Genomic DNA, 16,535 nt, shown 5'->3' on the forward strand with positions numbered 1-16,535 from the left:
CCGGGCCGCGGTGACGCGGGACCAGGACGCCCCCGGCATCCGGCTGCGTGGGATCAGGGCGTCGTCGGCAGGTAGGCGGGTGCCCGGCGCACTCGTGACGCGTCCTCGAACGCCGCCGCGAACCCCAGCACCGCCTCGTCCGCGCCGCGTCCGCCGACGAAGGACACCCCGATCGGCAACGGACCGGCGAACCCCGCCGGGACGGTGACGTTCGGGTGGCCCGCGACCGCCGCGGGCAGGGCCGTCCGCGGGCCGGCCGGATCGGCGCCGCGGGCGAGCCACGCGGGACCGTTCGTGGGCGCGACGACCACGTCCAGGCGGTGGGCGGTGAACAGCTCGTCGAGGCAGCGGCGGGCGAGTTCGTCCGCGGTGTGCCGCTGGCGGCGGTAACCGGGATCGGTGAGCGAGCGGGCCTCCTCGGCCTCGTGGAACAGTTCCTGGCCGAACCGGCTCAGCTCGACCGGGTCGTCCTCGTTGAACTCGATCAGCTCGCGGATCGTGTGCGGCGCACCGGTCCTGGTGCGCAGGTACCGCTCCAGGTCGTGGCGGAACTCGGCGACCATGGCCTGCCGGTCGGCGGCCTGGACCTGGTCCTGGTACGCCGGTTCGACGTCGACGGTGGTGGCACCGCGGTCGCGCAGGAGTGCCACCGTCGACGCCATCACCCGGTCGACCTCGGCGTCGAACCCGGTCCTGCGCCACACACCGACCCTCGCACCCCGCAGCGTTCCCGGCGTGAACGTCCGCTCCACCCCCTCCATGGCCGCCATCAGGATCGCGGCGTCCACGACGTGCCGCGCGACCGGTCCGGCGGCGTCCCTGCGGGTGGTGATCGGCACGATGCCGCCGGTCGCTACCCGGCCCGGCGTCGGCTTGAACCCCACGACGCCGGCGTGGCCCGCCGGGGACACGATCGAGCCGTTGGTCTCGGTCCCGACCGCGACCTGCGCCAGCGACGCCGCCACCGCGACGGCCGAACCCGACGACGAACCGCAGGGGGTGCGGTCCAGCACGTGCGGGTTGGCGGTCTGCCCACCCACCGCCGACCAGCCGGACGTGGCCCGGGGTGACCGGAAGTTGCCCCATTCCGTCATGTTCGTCTTGCCCAGCACGACCGCGCCCGCCTCGCGGAGCCGCGTCACGACCTCGGCGTCGGCGCCGGGCGGCACGCGCAGCGCCCGCGACCCGGCGGTGGTCGCGAGCCCGCGCGTCTCGATGTTGTCCTTGATCAGCAACGGAATGCCGTCCAGCTGCCCGCGCGACCCACCTCGTGCCCGTCTGCGGTCGCTCTCCCCCGCCTGCTCCAGCGCGGACGGGTCGACCGCGAGCACGGCACGCAGCAGCGGGTCCACCTCGGCGATGCGGCGCAGGTAGGCGGCGGTCAGCTCGGCGGAGGTCAGATCGCCGACCGCCATCCGGTGCGCGAGCACCGGGATGGTCGCCTGGTCGAGGTCCGCGGCCAGGAGTTCCATGGGTCCATTGCCGACCCACCGGCCCACCCGCGTCAACCCGCCGCCGGACGAACCGGCCGTGCGCTTGCTCACAGGTCGAACATGGTCATCTGCGTTCGGGGTACTCGCACAGCACCTGTGAGGCTCGAACCCCGAGGAGAAGCCATGTGCGGAATCGCCGGTGAGATCGTCGACGACCGGGCAGGCCGACCGGACCTCGGCGCGGTGGAGCGCATGACGCGAACGATGTGGTCGCGCGGCCCGGACGGAGCGGGCCACTGGTCGGAGGGCCGGGTGGCGCTCGGGCACCGCAGACTGTCGATCATCGACCTGTCCGACGCCGGCGCGCAGCCCATGGTCGACGACGAGCTCGGGCTCGCCGTGGCGTTCAACGGGTGCATCTACAACTACGAGCAGCTGCGCGAGGAGTTGTCGGGCCGCTACCGGTTCCGGTCCACGAGCGACACCGAGGTGGTGCTCAAGGCCTACGACCACTGGGGCGAGCGGTTCGTCGACCACCTCGTGGGCATGTTCGCCATCGCCCTGGTCGACCGGCGTCGCGACCGCGTGCTCCTGGTCCGCGACCGGCTCGGCATCAAGCCCCTCTACGTCGCGCAGGTGCGCGGGCGGACGCGGTTCGCCTCCACCCTGCCCGCGCTGCTGGCGGGTGGAGGCGTGGACACCGAGCTCGACCCGGCCGGCCTGCACCACTACCTGACCTGGCACTCGATCGTTCCCGCACCGCGCACCGTGCTGCGCGGAGTGCGCAAAGTGCCTCCCGCCACGATCCGCGTGTTCGAACCGGGCCGGGCGCCCCGCGACCACGTCTACTGGCAGCCGTCGTACACGCGGCGTCCCGAGCACGCGGACTGGACCGAGCAGGACTGGCGGCAGGCGGTGCGGGCGGCGCTGCAGACCGCGGTGCGCCGCCGCACCGTGTCCGACGTGGAGGTCGGCGTGCTGCTGTCCGGCGGCCTCGACTCCAGCCTGCTGGTCGCGCTGCTCGCCGAGGAGGACCAGAAGCCGAGCACCTTCAGCATCGGGTTCACGAGCCGCGGCGACGTGGAGGGCGACGAGTTCGTCTACTCCGACGCGATCGCGCAGAAGTTCGGCACCGACCACCACCAGATCCGCATCGGTGACGAGGAGATCGCCTCCGCCGTCGAGGACGCCGTGGGGTCGATGAGCGAGCCGATGGGCAGCCACGACGTCACCGCCTTCCACCTCGTGTGCCGGGAGGTGTCGAAGCACGTCAAGGTCGTGCAGTGCGGTCAGGGCGCCGACGAGGTGTTCGCCGGCTACCGCTATCACCAGCCGGCGGCGGGCGCGGCGCGGCGGGACGCGGCGGAGGTGCTCCGCGACGCCTTCCACGACCTCGACCACGACGAGCTGGCGCAGGTCCTGGAACCGCACTGGCTCGCGCGGCGCGACGTCAGCGGCGAACTGGCCGCGCGCCACCTCGCGGACCCCGGGGCCGACACGGCGCTCGACGCCGTCCTGCGCACCGACACCCACCTGCTGATGCCCGACGACCCGGTCAAGCGGGTCGACAACATGGCGATGGCCTGGGGTGTCGAGGCGCGCGTGCCGTTCCTCGACCAGGACCTCGTGGAACTGGTGGCCGCGTGCCCGCCGGAGCTCAAGTCGGACCAGAACGGCAAGGGCCTGCTCAAGGACATCGGCCGCGACCTGCTGCCGCTCGAGGTGGTCGACCGGAAGAAGGGCTACTTCCCCGTGCCCGCCCTCACCCGGCTCGACGGCGAGGTGCTGGACCTGCTGCGCGCGACCATGAGCTCACCCACCGCGCGGCGGCGCGGAGTGCTGCGCCGCGACCACGTGGACGCCCTGCTGGCCGATCCCAACGGGCGCGAGACCAAGGCGGGCGGGAACGAGCTGTGGCACCTCGGCGTGCTGGAGCTGTGGTTGCAGCAGCACGGCATCGGCTGAGCCGGCGAGCGATGTGCCGGTTCCCGGCCCCGTGACGTTCACCGTCGCGTTGCTCTCCGAGCTGGGCACTCGCCTCGCCCACTCCGCCCACCCGGTGCCACAACAGGATCTGACCATCTCGCCGAGCAGGATCCTGGCGCGGGCCGCCTCGTGATCACCTCTTCGCGGCGTCGTAGCCGAGGTGCAGCCAGTCCGAGGCGGCGACCGCGGACAGGGCGGTCAGGACCAGGCGGGTGGCCTTCGGCGCGAGCACCAGGCCCGCGGTGAACGCGCCCGCCATCCAGACACCCGAGCAGAACGGACAGGTCACGAGTTCACCCACGGCGTGGCGCACGCCGTGCCCGCGCACGGTCTCGTTCACCTCGGCCTCACCGGCGGGCGCCTCGTAGCGGGTGAACGGGGCGCGCAGCACGCTCGTGATCGAGGACTTGGTGACCAGCCGGCTCGCCTTGTGGGTGGCCAGCGCGAGCAGGACGGTGTCGCCGGCCGAGAACCGCTGCGGCAGCCGGGCTCCCCGCCGCCGGCCGACAGCGGTGGCGGCACCCACGAGAACACCGTACGAGCACAGCGATGCCAGATACCCGAGCAGCGGACGGCGTTCACCGTCCGCATAGGCGCGCTGGACACGTTCGAAGGATTCCGCGATCGACATGGCTGAGGTGTTGCCGCCGCGGGTGCGCCCAAACCACCGGTTGCGCGGTCCGGTGGTCCCACCGCGTGGCACTTAATCTGTCTTTCGTGGACATCGTCGTGGTCGGGGCAGGCATAGCGGGTCTCTCGTGCGCGCGGGCGCTGGCGGACGGTGGAGCACGGGTACGCGTTCTCGACCGCGGCCGTGTCGTGGGCGGGCGGCTGGCCAGCCGGCGCGTCAACGGCCGCTACGCGGACATCGGTGCCGCCTACCTGGTCGCCGACGAACCCGGTTTCGTCGCGCAGACCGAGTCCTGGCAGGCACGTGGCCTCGCCCGTCCCTGGACCGACACCCTGCGGGTCTACCCCGGGGGAACCGACTCGCGCGGTCCCGTGCGCTGGGCCGCGCCCGGCGGTCTGCGCAGCCTCGCCACCGATCTCGCCGACGGACTCGACGTCCGCCTCTCCACCCCGGTCGACTCCGTCGACTCCGTGGTGCAGGGCGCGGACGCGGTGGTGCTCGCCGTGCCCGGGCCCCAGGCCCTGAGGCTGTCCCCGCCGCCGGCGATCGCCTCCGCCGCGGCCTCGCAGACTTGGCGGCCGGTGATCGCCGCGGTCCTCACCTACCCGGAACGCACCTGGGCCCGGCTGCACGGCGCGTTCGTCAACGACCACCCGGTGCTGGCCACCGTGTGCGACGACGGTGATCGCCGCGGCGACGCCGCACCGGTCCTCGTCGCCCACTCCACCGCTGAACTGGCCGCCGAACACCTCGACGCGCCCGCCGAGGCCGGTCCGGTCCTCGCCGCGGCCGTGGGAGAACTGCTCGGCATCACCGCCTCACCGCAGGTCGAGACGCACCGGTGGACCTACGCCCAGCCCGAGAAGACGTCCGAGGCCCCGTACGCGAGGGACGGCCAGGTGTGGCTGTGCGGAGACGCGTTCGGACGCCCGCGCGTGCAGACCGCCTGGCTCTCCGGCCGCGCCGTGGCCGCCGCCCTGCTCGCAGGGTGAGCTCTGCAAGTACAGATTCGGCCCCGGTCGGGGTTCATCGATCTCGAGTTCCCCCCGCGGGATCTGCTGCTTCCCGCGCGCCGGGCCCCGGGGCGGCCTGGACGTCGCCGAGGCTGTCCACGGGGTGGCCGTCCGCGCAGCGGAGCTCGGTTCGGATCGACGCGCCGCACCCGCGGTGGGCGAGCACGACGGTCGGCCCGCCGGGGCTGGGGAGCCAGCGGTCGGCCCAGTTCAGCAGGCTGATGATCGCGGCGGCCAGGTCCCGCCCCTTGTCGGTGAGGCGGTACTCGTGGCGGCGGCGTGATCCGCTGTCGTGGTAGGCGACCTTGGTCAGGATTCCCTGGTCGGTCAGGTCGCGCAGGCGGGCGGACAGCACGCCGGGGGTCAGGCCCGTGTGGCGGCGGAAGTCGTCGAAGCGCCGGGTGCCGTAGAACGCCTCCCGCACGACCTGTCCGGCGCTGCGCGGCGCGAGCACGTCGAGCGCTCGTTGCACGGAGTCCGGTTCCAGGAGCCACGCTTCGCGGTTCCACGCCGGATCCGCGGCCTCGGTCGGTTCGGGCACGCGGGGCTGCATGGGCGCACTGTGTCACATCGTCGATCCCCTGGCGTCCGCGAGAGCCGCTGTCGTGCGGTGTGCCGGAAGGTTCCGTTACGGTGCTGAGTATGGTTTACGGTACTCAGCCGGTGCGGCGGTTCGTGGCGCTCGGCGACAGCCTCACCGAAGGGGTCGGTGACCCGCGGCTCGACGGCACGCTGCGGGGCTGGGCCGACGTCCTGGCCGGCGAGCTCGACCACGCGTGGCCCGAACTGCGCTACGACAACCTCGCCGTGCGGGGGTGGCACGCCCAGCACGTCCTGGAGCACCAGCTGCAGCAGGCGCTGCGGCTCAAGCCGGACCTGGCGAGCGTCATGGTCGGCGCCAACGACGCGTTCGACCGGCACGGGTTCGACGGCGCCGCGGTGGGCCGCGTGCTGCGGCGGACGGTGGCGGCCCTGTGCGACACCGGCGCACGGGTGGTCATGGCGACCCTGCCGGACATCACCCGCCGCTGGCCGGGACCCGCACGCCTGCACCAGGCGACGCGCTCGCGGTTCGAGCTCGTCAACGACCACGTGCGCACGATCGCGGCCGAGCACGACGCGATCATGCACGACCTGTGGCACGACGAACGCACCCACGCGCCACGGATGTGGTCCATCGACCGCGTCCACCCCGGCACGCACGGGCACGCGGGCATCGCCCACAGCTTCGCCGAGCTCATCCTCGGCCGGGCACGCTCCCCCTGGACCCCGGCGGGACCGGCGGTGACGGCGGCGCAACGCCTTGCCGAGATCCGCTCGCTGTACACGATCCTGCGAGCCGACCGCGGCCGACCGCTGCCCGCCCAGCTCCCCCGTGGACCGTGGAACCTCACCCGGACCGGAACGCAACCCTGAACGCCGCCCGCGGAGGAGAGGCTTCCCAGGTCGTTCGACGACCGGCTGTGCGAGTGAGCTGTTCCGGCGCGCACGACTAGGCCGTTCGGGTTACCTTCGGATTCCTGGTGACGAGGCAACACACCGGGGAACGGAGGTCGCCGTGCCCACCGCACCCGGCTCCGTGCCCGACTGGATCGACCCGATGCTCGCCAGGCCCGACGGCGGTCGCCTGCGCGAAGGCCCGCAGTGGGCGTACGAGTACAAGCTCGACGGCTACCGCGTCGCGCTGCGCGTCGGCGCCACCGGCACGACCGTGCTGACCAGCCGCAACGGTCTCGACCTCACCGACGAGTTCGCCGAGCTGACCGGCGTGCTCACGGCGGCGCTGCGCGGCCACGACGTGGTGCTCGACGGTGAGGTCGTGGTCTACAACGACGCCGGTCAGATCGAGTTCGGTCTGCTGCAGCAACGGCGGGGCCGGTTCCAGAAGCACCGCACGGCGGGTCGCGACGAACCGTTCGAGGACGTGCCGGTGCGCTTCCTGGCGTTCGACCTCCTGCAGTTCGACCAGCGGCTCCTCCTCGACCAGCCCTACGAGCAACGCCGGCGGCAACTCGCCGACCTGCCGATGCCCGATCCCTTCCACATCGCCGTGGTGCCGTCCTTCGGCGCGGACGAGCTCGCCGCCGAACGGTTGAGCCCGCAGCGGCTGCTCGACCGGGTCGCCGCCGAGGGCCACGAAGGGCTGGTCGCCAAACGCCTCGATTCCCCCTACCTCCCCGGCAAGCGCCCCGACTTCTGGTGCAAGCACCCGCTCGTGCAGACCCGCGAGGTCGTCGTCTGCGGCTGGCGCCCCGGTCAGAGCGGCTTCACCGGCACCGTCGGGGGCCTGCTCCTCGGCGCTCACGACCCGGACACCGGAGATCTCGTCTACCTCGGGGACGTCGGCACGGGCTTCACCCGCCAGGACCGCGACCAGTTGCGCGACCGGCTCCAACCACTGGAACGACCCCGCCACCCCTTCGCCTCCACTCCGCCACGCGAAGACGTCACCCGAGCCCGCTGGGTCGAGCCCGTGCTCGTCGGGGAGGTGCGCTTCCGGCAGTTCACCCGCGGCGACGAGGGCCGGCTGCGGCACACCGCCTGGCGCGGACTGCGCGCCGACCGCAGCCCGGACGAGGTCACCGCGCCACAGCCCGGCCGGCCGAGCCCCGCACCGGCCGCGGTCACCAGCCGGGTCACGGTCAACGCGGGCGGCCGGACCCTCACGCTGTCCAACCTGGACAAGACGCTGTACCCCGACGGCACCGCCAAGAGCGAGGTCATCGCCTACTACAGCCGGATCGCCCCCGTGCTGCTCCCGCACCTGCACGACAGGCCGGTCACCTTCGTCCGGTTCCCCAACGGGGTTCACGGGCAGAGGTTCTTCCAGAAGAACACCGACGCGAGCGCGCCCGGCTGGCTGCCGACCGTGCCGCTGCGCGGCGGTGGTTCCCGGCGAGCAGCCGACGTGGACGAGGTCGTCCGCTACCCGTTGCTGGAGGAGCTCGCCGCGCTGGTCTGGGCCGCCAACCTCGCCGCGCTCGAACTCCACGTTCCTCAATGGACCGTCCGGGACGGGACCAGGGGTGCGCCGGACCGGCTCGTCTTCGACCTCGACCCCGGGCCCGGCACCACGGTCGTCGACTGCTGCCGAGTGGCCGAACGTCTGCACGAGGTGCTCGTCGGCGACGGGCTGGTGCCCGTCGCCACCACGTCGGGGTCGAAGGGCCTGCAGGTCTACGCCGGCATCGAGCCGGCACCGGCGAACGGTCCCGCCGCCTACGCGAAGGCCGTCGCGACGGCCTTCGAGCGGGAGACTCCCGAACTGGTGACCGCCACCATGGCGAAGGCACGCCGCGACGGCAGGGTGTTCATCGACTGGAGCCAGAACAACCCCGCGAAGACGACCATCTCGCCCTACTCGCTCCGGGGACGTGACGAGCCGACCGTGGCCACGCCGGTCACCTGGGACGAGGTGCGCGGCTGCCGCGGACCGGAGCAGCTGACGTTCGTCGCGGACGACGTCGTGGCACGGGTCTCGGAACTCGGCGACCTCTTCGCGCCGGTCGAGGAGAGGCACGCGCTGCCCGGCTGATCAGTGCGGTGCCGGGTGCACAGCGGCACGCGCGGTTTCGATCGTCGCGGCGGTTCCCCGAGTCGAGCAGCGAGCTCGGGTACCGGGGGCACCGCGCACCCGCACCTCGGGACCCGCGACCTGGCCGGGTCGCAGGTTTCGGGCGCGTTCTTCGTCATCCTCCACCCGGTCGCACGGTGTGGTGGTCGAGACCGACGAGCGTCATCACCACGTCCGCCGGGGACGCGACCGGTGCGAAGAGGTGGAGCTCCGTGCCGTTGTCGTGGTGCCTGCCGCTCAGGCGGTGCAGGACCGACACCCCGGCGCTGGCCAGCAGCGTGACACCGCTCAGGTCGACCGTGAGCGAACGCGTGCCGGTGAAACCCGCGTTGTGCACGGCCCGCTCGAACTGGCCCGCCGTCGACGCGTCCACGGGGCCGGTGACGCCGATGCACGGGCCGGAGCAGTCCTGCCGGTCCTCGACCACCAGGGGCTGCTCGGGCGCCAAGCCGCGCTCGGAGAAGCCGAAGTGCACGTCCTGGGCGGTCAGCAGGTGGGCGGGCCTGCGCATCCGATGGCGCACCACGGACTTCGTCCCACCGGCGTCGTGCTCGACGTGGAACTCGTCGACCATCTGCGCGGTGATCTGCAACCCGAGACCGCGGTCCGCGGCCGGGTTCGGTGCGAGCCACCGCCCCTGGTCGGCCACCTCCACCTGGACGTGGCCGCGACCGGTGACCCGGCCGCGGACGGTGAACTCGTTCCCCGGCCGCGAGTCTGGATACGCGTGCTCGACCGCGTTGGTGGCGAGCTCGACGACGCCGTGCCGCAACGCGTCGACGTCCTCGGCGCCCAGGTGGAGCCCGGTCAGCCAGTCCTCGAACTCCTCGCGCACCAGCGGCACGGACGCCGCCTCGGCGCGGAAGCTCCGGTCGAACTCGGCCGGCTGCGGCACGAGCTGGGCGGCGAGCAGGGTGATGTCGTCCTGGTGTCCGGTCACCCTGGTCAGCAGTTCGACGCTCTGGTCGCACACCCGGTCGACCGCGAGCTCCTGCCGGCCGCGGAACGCCCGGTCGCCGGCCGCGGCGGACGCGACCCGCGCGAGTTCGACCGTGCTCTCCGCGGGTGTCCTCCCCGGACGTTCCAGGACACCGTCGGTGTAGAGCAGGAACAGATCACCCTCAGCCAGTTCTTCCTTCACCACCACCGGTTCGGGGAACCCGGCACCGACGCCGAGCGGCCGGTCCCCGGTGGTGCCGAGGAACCGCGCTTCGCCGGTCGCGGGGACGACCAGGGGCGGCGGGTGACCGGCGGCCGCGTACTCGACGACCCCGGTCGCGGGATCGAGCACGGCGACGCACACCGTGGCGGCACGGGCGGCGGGAATCCTGCGCGCCACGGCGTCGGCGGAGCGCAGAGCCGCCCGCAGGTCGCCGGTGGCGCCGAGTCGTTCCGTGAGCACGACACCGAGTTGCCCCACCGTCGCCGACGCGGCCACGCCGTGTCCCACCACGTCCCCCACCACGAGGCCCAGCCTGCCGTTCGGCAGCACCACGGCGTCGAACCAGTCACCGCCCGCGGCGGTGTCCACCACCGCCGGCAGGTAGCTCGCGGCGACCTGCACGCCGGGCAGCAGCGGCACGGTCGACGGCAACAACTCCCGTTGCAGCGCGTCGATCCCGTCGCGAGCCTCGGTGTACCGGCGTTCGGCGCCGGCTGCGCGCCGCCGGTCACCGCGGCGTTCGAGCACCCGGCCGGTGACGTCCACGGCGTCGGCGATGAACCCGTCGACCCGGCCGTCGGCGTCCCGGGTCGGGGTCAGGTTCCAGTCGATGTAGCACTCGCGGCGCTCCCCCAGGTCCGGCCGGTCGAACTGGGTCCGGAAGTCGCGCAGCGACTCCGCCTCGCCGGTCGCGTACACCCGGTCGGCGATCTCCCACGTCTGCTGGCCTTCGCCCTCGGCGAACGCCTCCCGCAGCGTCATCCCCACGAGCTCCGCGCGCCCGGTCCACGCGCGGTAGGCACCGGTGGCCGCGACGATCCTGTGCTCGGGTCCGGAGAAGGCGATCACCATGAGCGGCATGAGGTCGAACACCCGGCGCACCGCGTCCGCCGCACCGGCCCGCCCGCTGCCGTCGTCGTCGTTGTCGGCCATCGGCTCTTCCTCAGCCCGCCGAAGCGTCGGCCGGGCGTTGCGCCAGACCCGAGTAGAGGCGCTCGAAGCACCTGCCGACGACACCCCAGGAGTGCCGGGCCGCGATCCGGTCCACGGCGGCGATCGCGCAGGACTCCAGGAACACCTCGTCCTTCAACACCTTCCGGAGCGTCTTGACCAGTTGTTTCAGGTCGTCCGACGCGACGAGCACGCCGGTCACCCCGTCGACCACGGCATCGGAGAGACCACCGACCTCGGTCGCCACCACCGGCGCGCCGCACGCCATGGCCTTCAACGGCGCGTCGTCCCACCACGTCTGCCGGGGCGCGAAGGCCGCCACGTCGGCGGAACGCAGCAACGCAGGCAGGTGCCGCCCGGCGTCCGGGCGGAGCACCCGAGTGCGGTTGTGCACGCCGAACCTGCGTGCCCACGCCTTCAGCTCGTTCGCCGCACGCGGGTCCGGCACGTCCGCGACCACCAGCTCCACGTCCTCCAGCAACGGCAGTGCGGCGACCAGATCGGCGACACCCCGGTGCGGCGGCGGATCCGCGATCGCGACGACGCGGTGGGCGAGGGTCCCGGGGGTGATCTCGCCGTCGGGCCGGAAGACGCCGGTGTCGACACCGCGCGGAGCGACGACGATCCGCGGTCGCGGTATGCCGGCCGCGGCGAGGTCGAGGAGCTCCTGCTCGCAGCTCGCCACGACGAGCGCCGCCTCCTTGCCGATCAGGCGCTCCACGGTCGCCTGGCCGGAGTCCGGACTCACGCCGTGGAACGTCTGCACGACCGGGAGCGCCAGTCGTTGCGCCGCGAGCACCGACGCCAGCCCTGCCCTCCAGGAGTGCGCGTGGACGACGTCCGGCTGCGCCCACGACCACTCCTCCCGCAACGACTCGACGAATTCGCCGAGGGCCGGGGACTCCGTTCCGCTCTCGGCGTCAGTCGCGTCCAGGACGTGCACGGTGACGTCGTGCCGCAACGCTGTCAAAGCAGCTGACAGGCCCGCTACGTGCTCGTGTTCCCAGGCGGGCAGTTCACGCGTCGACACCATCGCGATCTTCATCTGTCCTCTTCCCGCTGCTGCGGTTGCCGTGGACGCGTCCGGCTTCCCGATCCCGTTGAGGTGCCCGTGGCCTCCCCGCCTGAAACACTCGACCCCGTGAACCCCGACGCCGCGCGCTACCAGGCGGTGCTGATCGGCGCCTCGCTCGGCGGCGCCGAGGCGCTGCAGGTGCTGCTCGGCGGCCTGCACACCGACCTGCCCGCCCCGATCGTGGTCGCCCAGCACCTCGGTCCCGGGGTGAGCCACCTCCCCACGATCCTGAACCGGGTGTCGCGGCACCCGGTCCTGTGGGCCGAGGACGGCCAGGTCACCGCGCCCGGCCACGTGTACCTGTGTCCGGGACGGACGCTGGTGCGCCTGGAACCCGACGGCACGCTCACCGTGCAGCCCAAACCGGGCAGGTCATCGCTGGGCCAGGTCGACGACCTCTTCTGCGCCGCCGCGACCTCCCTGGGCCCGCAGGTGCTCGCGCTGGTGCTGACCGGGCTGGGCAGCGACGGCACCGCCGGCGCCGTGGCGGTGCGGCAGGCCGGTGGCACGGTGATCGTGCAGGACGAACACACCGCGACCGCGTTCGGCATGCCCTCGGCCGTCATCACCGCGGGCGCGGCGGACCTGGTGCTGCCGTTGGGAGAACTGCCCGACCTGCTGGACCGGGTGGTCGGGTGCGGTCGCCCGGTGCCCACCCCCGGCGTGCGGGCGAGCGAGGCGATGTTCGCCGCGGGAGGCCGGGTCGGCCGGCTGATGAGCACCCTCGACTGGGGCGCCACCTCGCTCGGTCCGGTCGAGCGGTGGCCTGCGGCACTGCGCGAGACCCTGGCGGTGGTGCTGGCCAGCCCGGTGCCGATGGACCTGATGTGGGGACCGGACCTGCTGCAGCTGTACAACGACGCCTACAGCGACATCATCCGCGAACGCCACCCCGAGGCGCTGGGACGGTCGGTGTACCGGGTGTGGCCCGACGCCGAGGCGACGTTCGGCCCGGTGCTGCGCCAGGTCCTCGACACCGGGACGGCCGTGCGCCTGGTCGACCAGCCCTTCGTGGTGAACCGGTCCGGGCACCTGGAGGAGGTGTTCGCGACCGTCGCCTACAGCCCGGTCCGCCACGAGGGCGAGGTCGCCGGGGTGCTCGCCACCCTGGTCGAGACGACGGACCAGGTCCGCGACGCCCGGCGCCTGGCCACGCTGCACCGCCTCGCCGCCACCGCGCGCCAGGCGAACGACACCACGTCCGACCAGGAGGTCTGCGAGTGGCTGATGCGCGCGCTGACAGCCAACTCGCAGGACGTCCCGTTCGCCCTCGTCTACCTGGTCGAGGGACGTGGCGCGCGGGCACACCTGGCCGCCTCCACCGGTCTGGCCGCCGACAGCCCCGCGCTCGACCCCCTCGTCACCCCCGGCCGGCCGTCGGTCTGGCCGCTGCACGCGTGCCTGCGCGAGGCGGCACCCCAGGTCGTGGAGGACCTGGACACCCGGTTCCCCGACCTCGTGTCCGGTACCTGGGCGGAACCCCCGCACACGGCGGTCGTCCTGCCCGTCGGCCCGGTGCGCGACGGCGTGCCCGCCGCCCTGCTCGTCCTCGGCGTCAACTCCCACGCCCCGCTCGACGAGGGCTACCACCGGTTCTTCGACCTCGTCACCGAACGGGTGGCGGCCACCCTGGCCGCGGCGCGGACCCATCGCGAGCAGCAACGGCAGGTGACCGCCCTCGGCGAGCTCAACCGGGCCAAGACCACGTTCTTCGCCAACATCAGCCACGAGTTCCGCACGCCGCTGACGTTGTTGCTGCTGCCGCTGGAGGAACAGCTCACCGCCCTGCCTCCCGAGCACCTCGACACCGCGCGCATCGCCCACCGCAACGCGCTGCGCCTGCTGCGGCTGGTCAACACGCTGCTCGCCTTCGCCGAACTCGAGGAGGGCCGCGGAACTCCGTCGTTCGAGGACGTCGACGACCTGGCCGCGCTGACCGAGGAGCTCGCGGAGGTGTTCCGCCCCGCGGTCGAACGGGCGGGACTGCGGCTCGTGACCGACTGTCCACCGCTCGGCAGGCAGGTGCGGCTGGACCCCGGCATGTGGCAGACCGTCGTGCTCAACCTGCTCTCCAACGCGCTCAAGCACACGTTCACCGGGTCGATCACCGTCGCGCTGCGCGCGCAGCGAGGCCACGTCGAGCTCGCCGTGACCGACACCGGAACGGGCATCGACGCCGCCGAGATCCCCCACCTGTTCACCCGCTTCCACCGGATCGAAGGCGCGCGGGCGCGCAGCAGGGAGGGATCGGGCATCGGTCTGGCGCTGGTCCGCCAGCTCGTGTCCTGGCACCACGGCAGCGTGCGGGTGCGCAGCGTTCCCGGCACCGGCAGCACGTTCACCGTGTGGGTGCCGTTCGTCCGGGCCCGGCACGAACACGACCGTCCCGCCCGCGTCCAGGCCGACACGTCGGCACGCGCGCGGCAGGCGTTCGCCGAGGAGGCAGAGTCCTGGCTCGCGAGCGATTCGTACCTTGTGGACGATCACGCCCCGCGACCCGGACCACGAGCCGGGGTGCTCGTCGTCGACGACAACGCCGACATGCGCAACTACCTGCGACACCTGTTGCAGGACAGCTACGACGTGCACACCGCGAGCACCGGCGAGGAGGCGCTGGACCGGCTGGACCACCACCGGGTCGACCTCATCATCAGCGATGTCGTGCTGCCCCACCTGGACGGGGTGCGGCTCATCGAGCACGTGCGCGCCGATCCCGCGCTGCGCGGCACCCCGATCATCCTGCTGACCGCGCTCGGCACGAGACCGCAGACGGTGCGGGGCCTCGCCGGCGGCGCTCACGACTACCTGGTCAAACCGTTCGCGGCGAAGGAACTCCTCGCCCGCGTCGAGGCCCAGCTGGCACTGCGCCGAGTCCGCACCGCCGCCGCCGAACGGCCCGCCACGTGATCTCGGCGTGTGACCGCCGGGCCCAGGGGTACCCGGCCTGGAACCACACGAGTGAGGAGCCGCGGTGCACAGGCAGCTGGTGGTCGTCGGTGCCTCCGCCGGTGGGGTGGAGGCGCTGCAGACGTTCGTCTCCGCCCTCCCCGCCGACCTGCCCGCCGCCGTGGTGGTCGTGCTGCACATCCCCGCGGGAGGCCCGTCGGCGCTGCCCGCGATCCTGGCGCGGTGGGGCGCCCTGCCCGTCACCGCGGTGCACGACGGCATGCCCCTGCGACGGGGCCGGATCCACGTGGCCCCGCCCAACCACCACACCGTGGTCCAGGACGGCGTGCTGCGGTTGTCCAAGGGCCCCACGGAGAACGGGCACCGGCCCGCGGTCAACGTGTTGTTCCGCTCGGCCGCGCTGGTCGCGGGGCCCGCTGTGATCGGGGTGGTGCTCTCCGGGACCCTCGACGACGGCACCGCCGGGATGGCCGCGATCAAGAACAGGGGCGGCCTGGCACTGGTGCAGTCGCCCGAGGAGGCGTTCTACTCGGGGATGCCGGAGAGCGTGTTGCGGCACGTCGCCGTCGACCACGTCGCCCCGGCCGCCGAGCTCGGCGCGGTGGTCGCCCGGTGTCTCGGCGAGGACGTGGACGTCGAGGAGGCTCCGGTCGCGGGGGTCCTGCGACTGGAGGTCGGGGTGGCGAGTGACGACGCGGGACCGGACTTCGGCGAGATCCCCCGGCACGGCAGGACGACGACGTTCACCTGTCCCGACTGCTCGGGCTCGCTCGTCGAGCTTCCGGCCCAGGGTGGCCAGTACCGGTGTCTCGTCGGCCACGGCTGGACACCGGAAGCACTGCTCGACGCCTACGACGGCGGGCTGGAGCGCGCGTTGTGGATGGCGTTGCGCACGCTGGAGGAGAAAACCGCACTCGCCCGGCGGATGGCGTCGCACTCGCGGCAGTCGGGCCGTGATCTCGTCGCCGCGCGGTACGACAACCAGGAGGCGGAAGCGCTGGCGGCCGCTACCGTGCTGCGCAAACACCTGCTCGGGCCGCTACGGGAAGAGACCGACGCATGACCGGTGTCAGAGTCGAGACGACCGACCTCGACGGCGTGGCCGTGGCGACCCCCGAGGGCACGCTGGACCTGGCGTCCTACCCCCGCCTGCGCGACGACCTGCTCAAACTCGCGGTGGGGGCACCGGCCGCGCTGGTGGTCCGACTCGGCCCCGGCTTCACGGCACCCAGCCGGGCGATGCTGTCCGTCTTCACCACGGTCTGGATGAGGATCTCCCAGTGGCCCGGCATCCCGGTGGTGCTCGCCGCCGAGACCGAACTGCACCGGCACGACCTCAAGCGTTCCGGAGTGTCCCGCCACGTCCTCACCACGACCGATCTCGGCTCCGCGCTCGACCGCGCCGCGGAACCCCCGCTCCGCCGCTACCGGCGGCTGAGCCTGCCGAAGTCGTTGGTGGCCGCCCTGCTGGCACGGGAGGAGGTGCGCCAGGCCTGTGCGGAATGGCAGCTGCCCGCTCTGGTGGACGACGCCCTGGTCGTGGTCAGCGAACTCGTCGAGAACGCGGTCCGGCACGCCGGGTCGGAGCCCGTCCTGCGCATCGAACTCCGGCCCAGCGGCCTGTCCCTCGCCGTCCACGACGGCGATCCCGCTCCCGCGGTGCTGACCGCCTCGCAATCCGGGGTGCCCGGCCACCGCGGGCTGGAACTGGTCGACAGGCTGTGCGTCGCCTGGGGCACCACGCCGTCCCCGGACGGGGGCAAGATCGTGTGGGCCGTGCTGGGCCTCCGGCCGAAGCGGTAG

13 protein-coding genes are annotated in these 16,535 nt (G+C 73.0%); 8 read left to right on the forward strand and 5 right to left on the reverse strand.

Annotation, left to right across the window (positions count from 1 at the left end; genetic code table 11):
• Positions 1 to 53: 53 nt before the first annotated feature.
• Complete coding sequence (locus QSK25_RS20120; protein WP_285640261.1) at positions 54 to 1,544, reverse strand: amidase family protein; 1,491 nt, start codon at positions 1,542 to 1,544, stop codon at positions 54 to 56.
• A 72-nt stretch (positions 1,545 to 1,616) separates the two neighbouring features.
• On the opposite strand from QSK25_RS20120, the gene QSK25_RS20125 reads away from it, so the two are divergent.
• Positions 1,617 to 3,398 carry an N-acetylglutaminylglutamine amidotransferase gene (locus QSK25_RS20125; RefSeq protein WP_285640262.1) on the forward strand — a complete coding sequence of 594 codons (1,782 nt, stop codon included), beginning with the start codon at positions 1,617 to 1,619 and terminating at the stop codon, positions 3,396 to 3,398.
• Positions 3,399 to 3,429: 31 nt separating this feature from the next.
• Positions 3,430 to 3,552 carry a hypothetical protein gene (locus QSK25_RS20130; RefSeq protein WP_285640263.1) on the forward strand — a complete coding sequence of 41 codons (123 nt, stop codon included), beginning with the start codon at positions 3,430 to 3,432 and terminating at the stop codon, positions 3,550 to 3,552.
• Here QSK25_RS20130 and QSK25_RS20135 read toward each other — a convergent pair whose 3' ends face one another.
• Entirely contained in the window at positions 3,553 to 4,050 is a 498-nt protein-coding gene (locus QSK25_RS20135) for a DUF1360 domain-containing protein (RefSeq protein ID WP_285640264.1), read from the reverse strand.
• Between the two features lie 86 nt (positions 4,051 to 4,136).
• Between QSK25_RS20135 and QSK25_RS20140 the strand changes: the two genes are divergently transcribed.
• Positions 4,137 to 5,042, forward strand: coding sequence for an NAD(P)/FAD-dependent oxidoreductase (locus QSK25_RS20140; RefSeq protein WP_285640266.1), 906 nt, complete (start codon positions 4,137 to 4,139; stop codon positions 5,040 to 5,042).
• Positions 5,043 to 5,076: 34 nt separating this feature from the next.
• Here the strand turns inward: QSK25_RS20140 and QSK25_RS20145 are convergent, their stop codons facing one another.
• On the reverse strand, positions 5,077 to 5,616 hold the full coding sequence (locus QSK25_RS20145; protein WP_285640267.1) for a winged helix-turn-helix transcriptional regulator: 540 nt from the start codon (positions 5,614 to 5,616) through the stop codon (positions 5,077 to 5,079).
• An 89-nt stretch (positions 5,617 to 5,705) separates the two neighbouring features.
• Here QSK25_RS20145 and QSK25_RS20150 point away from each other — a divergent pair, with 89 nt between their 5' ends.
• Positions 5,706 to 6,479, forward strand: a complete 774-nt coding sequence (locus QSK25_RS20150) for an SGNH/GDSL hydrolase family protein (RefSeq protein WP_285640268.1) — start codon at positions 5,706 to 5,708, stop codon at positions 6,477 to 6,479.
• Between the two features lie 184 nt (positions 6,480 to 6,663).
• The gene (gene ligD, locus QSK25_RS20155) at positions 6,664 to 8,598 is read left to right on the forward strand and encodes a DNA ligase D (RefSeq protein ID WP_285640737.1); all 1,935 of its coding nucleotides are present in this window, start codon (positions 6,664 to 6,666) and stop codon (positions 8,596 to 8,598) included.
• 154 nt (positions 8,599 to 8,752) lie between these two features.
• Here the strand turns inward: ligD and QSK25_RS20160 are convergent, their stop codons facing one another.
• Together QSK25_RS20160 and QSK25_RS20165 are read right to left on the reverse strand one after the other, a co-directional pair.
• Entirely contained in the window at positions 8,753 to 10,732 is a 1,980-nt protein-coding gene (locus QSK25_RS20160; RefSeq protein WP_285640269.1) for a SpoIIE family protein phosphatase, read from the reverse strand.
• 10 nt (positions 10,733 to 10,742) lie between these two features.
• Positions 10,743 to 11,795, reverse strand: coding sequence for a glycosyltransferase (locus QSK25_RS20165; protein WP_285640271.1), 1,053 nt, complete (start codon positions 11,793 to 11,795; stop codon positions 10,743 to 10,745).
• A 96-nt stretch (positions 11,796 to 11,891) separates the two neighbouring features.
• Between QSK25_RS20165 and QSK25_RS20170 the strand changes: the two genes are divergently transcribed.
• From QSK25_RS20170 to QSK25_RS20180, 3 genes are all read left to right on the forward strand, one after another.
• Positions 11,892 to 14,732, forward strand: a complete 2,841-nt coding sequence (locus tag QSK25_RS20170; RefSeq protein WP_285640272.1) for a chemotaxis protein CheB — start codon at positions 11,892 to 11,894, stop codon at positions 14,730 to 14,732.
• A 64-nt stretch (positions 14,733 to 14,796) separates the two neighbouring features.
• Positions 14,797 to 15,795, forward strand: a complete 999-nt coding sequence (locus QSK25_RS20175) for a chemotaxis protein CheB (RefSeq protein ID WP_285640273.1) — start codon at positions 14,797 to 14,799, stop codon at positions 15,793 to 15,795.
• Positions 15,792 to 16,535: an ATP-binding protein gene (locus QSK25_RS20180; protein WP_285640277.1), complete on the forward strand. Its 744-nt coding sequence runs from the start codon at positions 15,792 to 15,794 to the stop codon at positions 16,533 to 16,535. The genes QSK25_RS20175 and QSK25_RS20180 overlap by 4 nt, the downstream gene beginning before the upstream one ends.

It is taken from the genome of Lentzea sp. NBRC 102530, assembly GCF_030269365.1.
Lineage (GTDB): Bacteria > Actinomycetota > Actinomycetes > Mycobacteriales > Pseudonocardiaceae > Lentzea.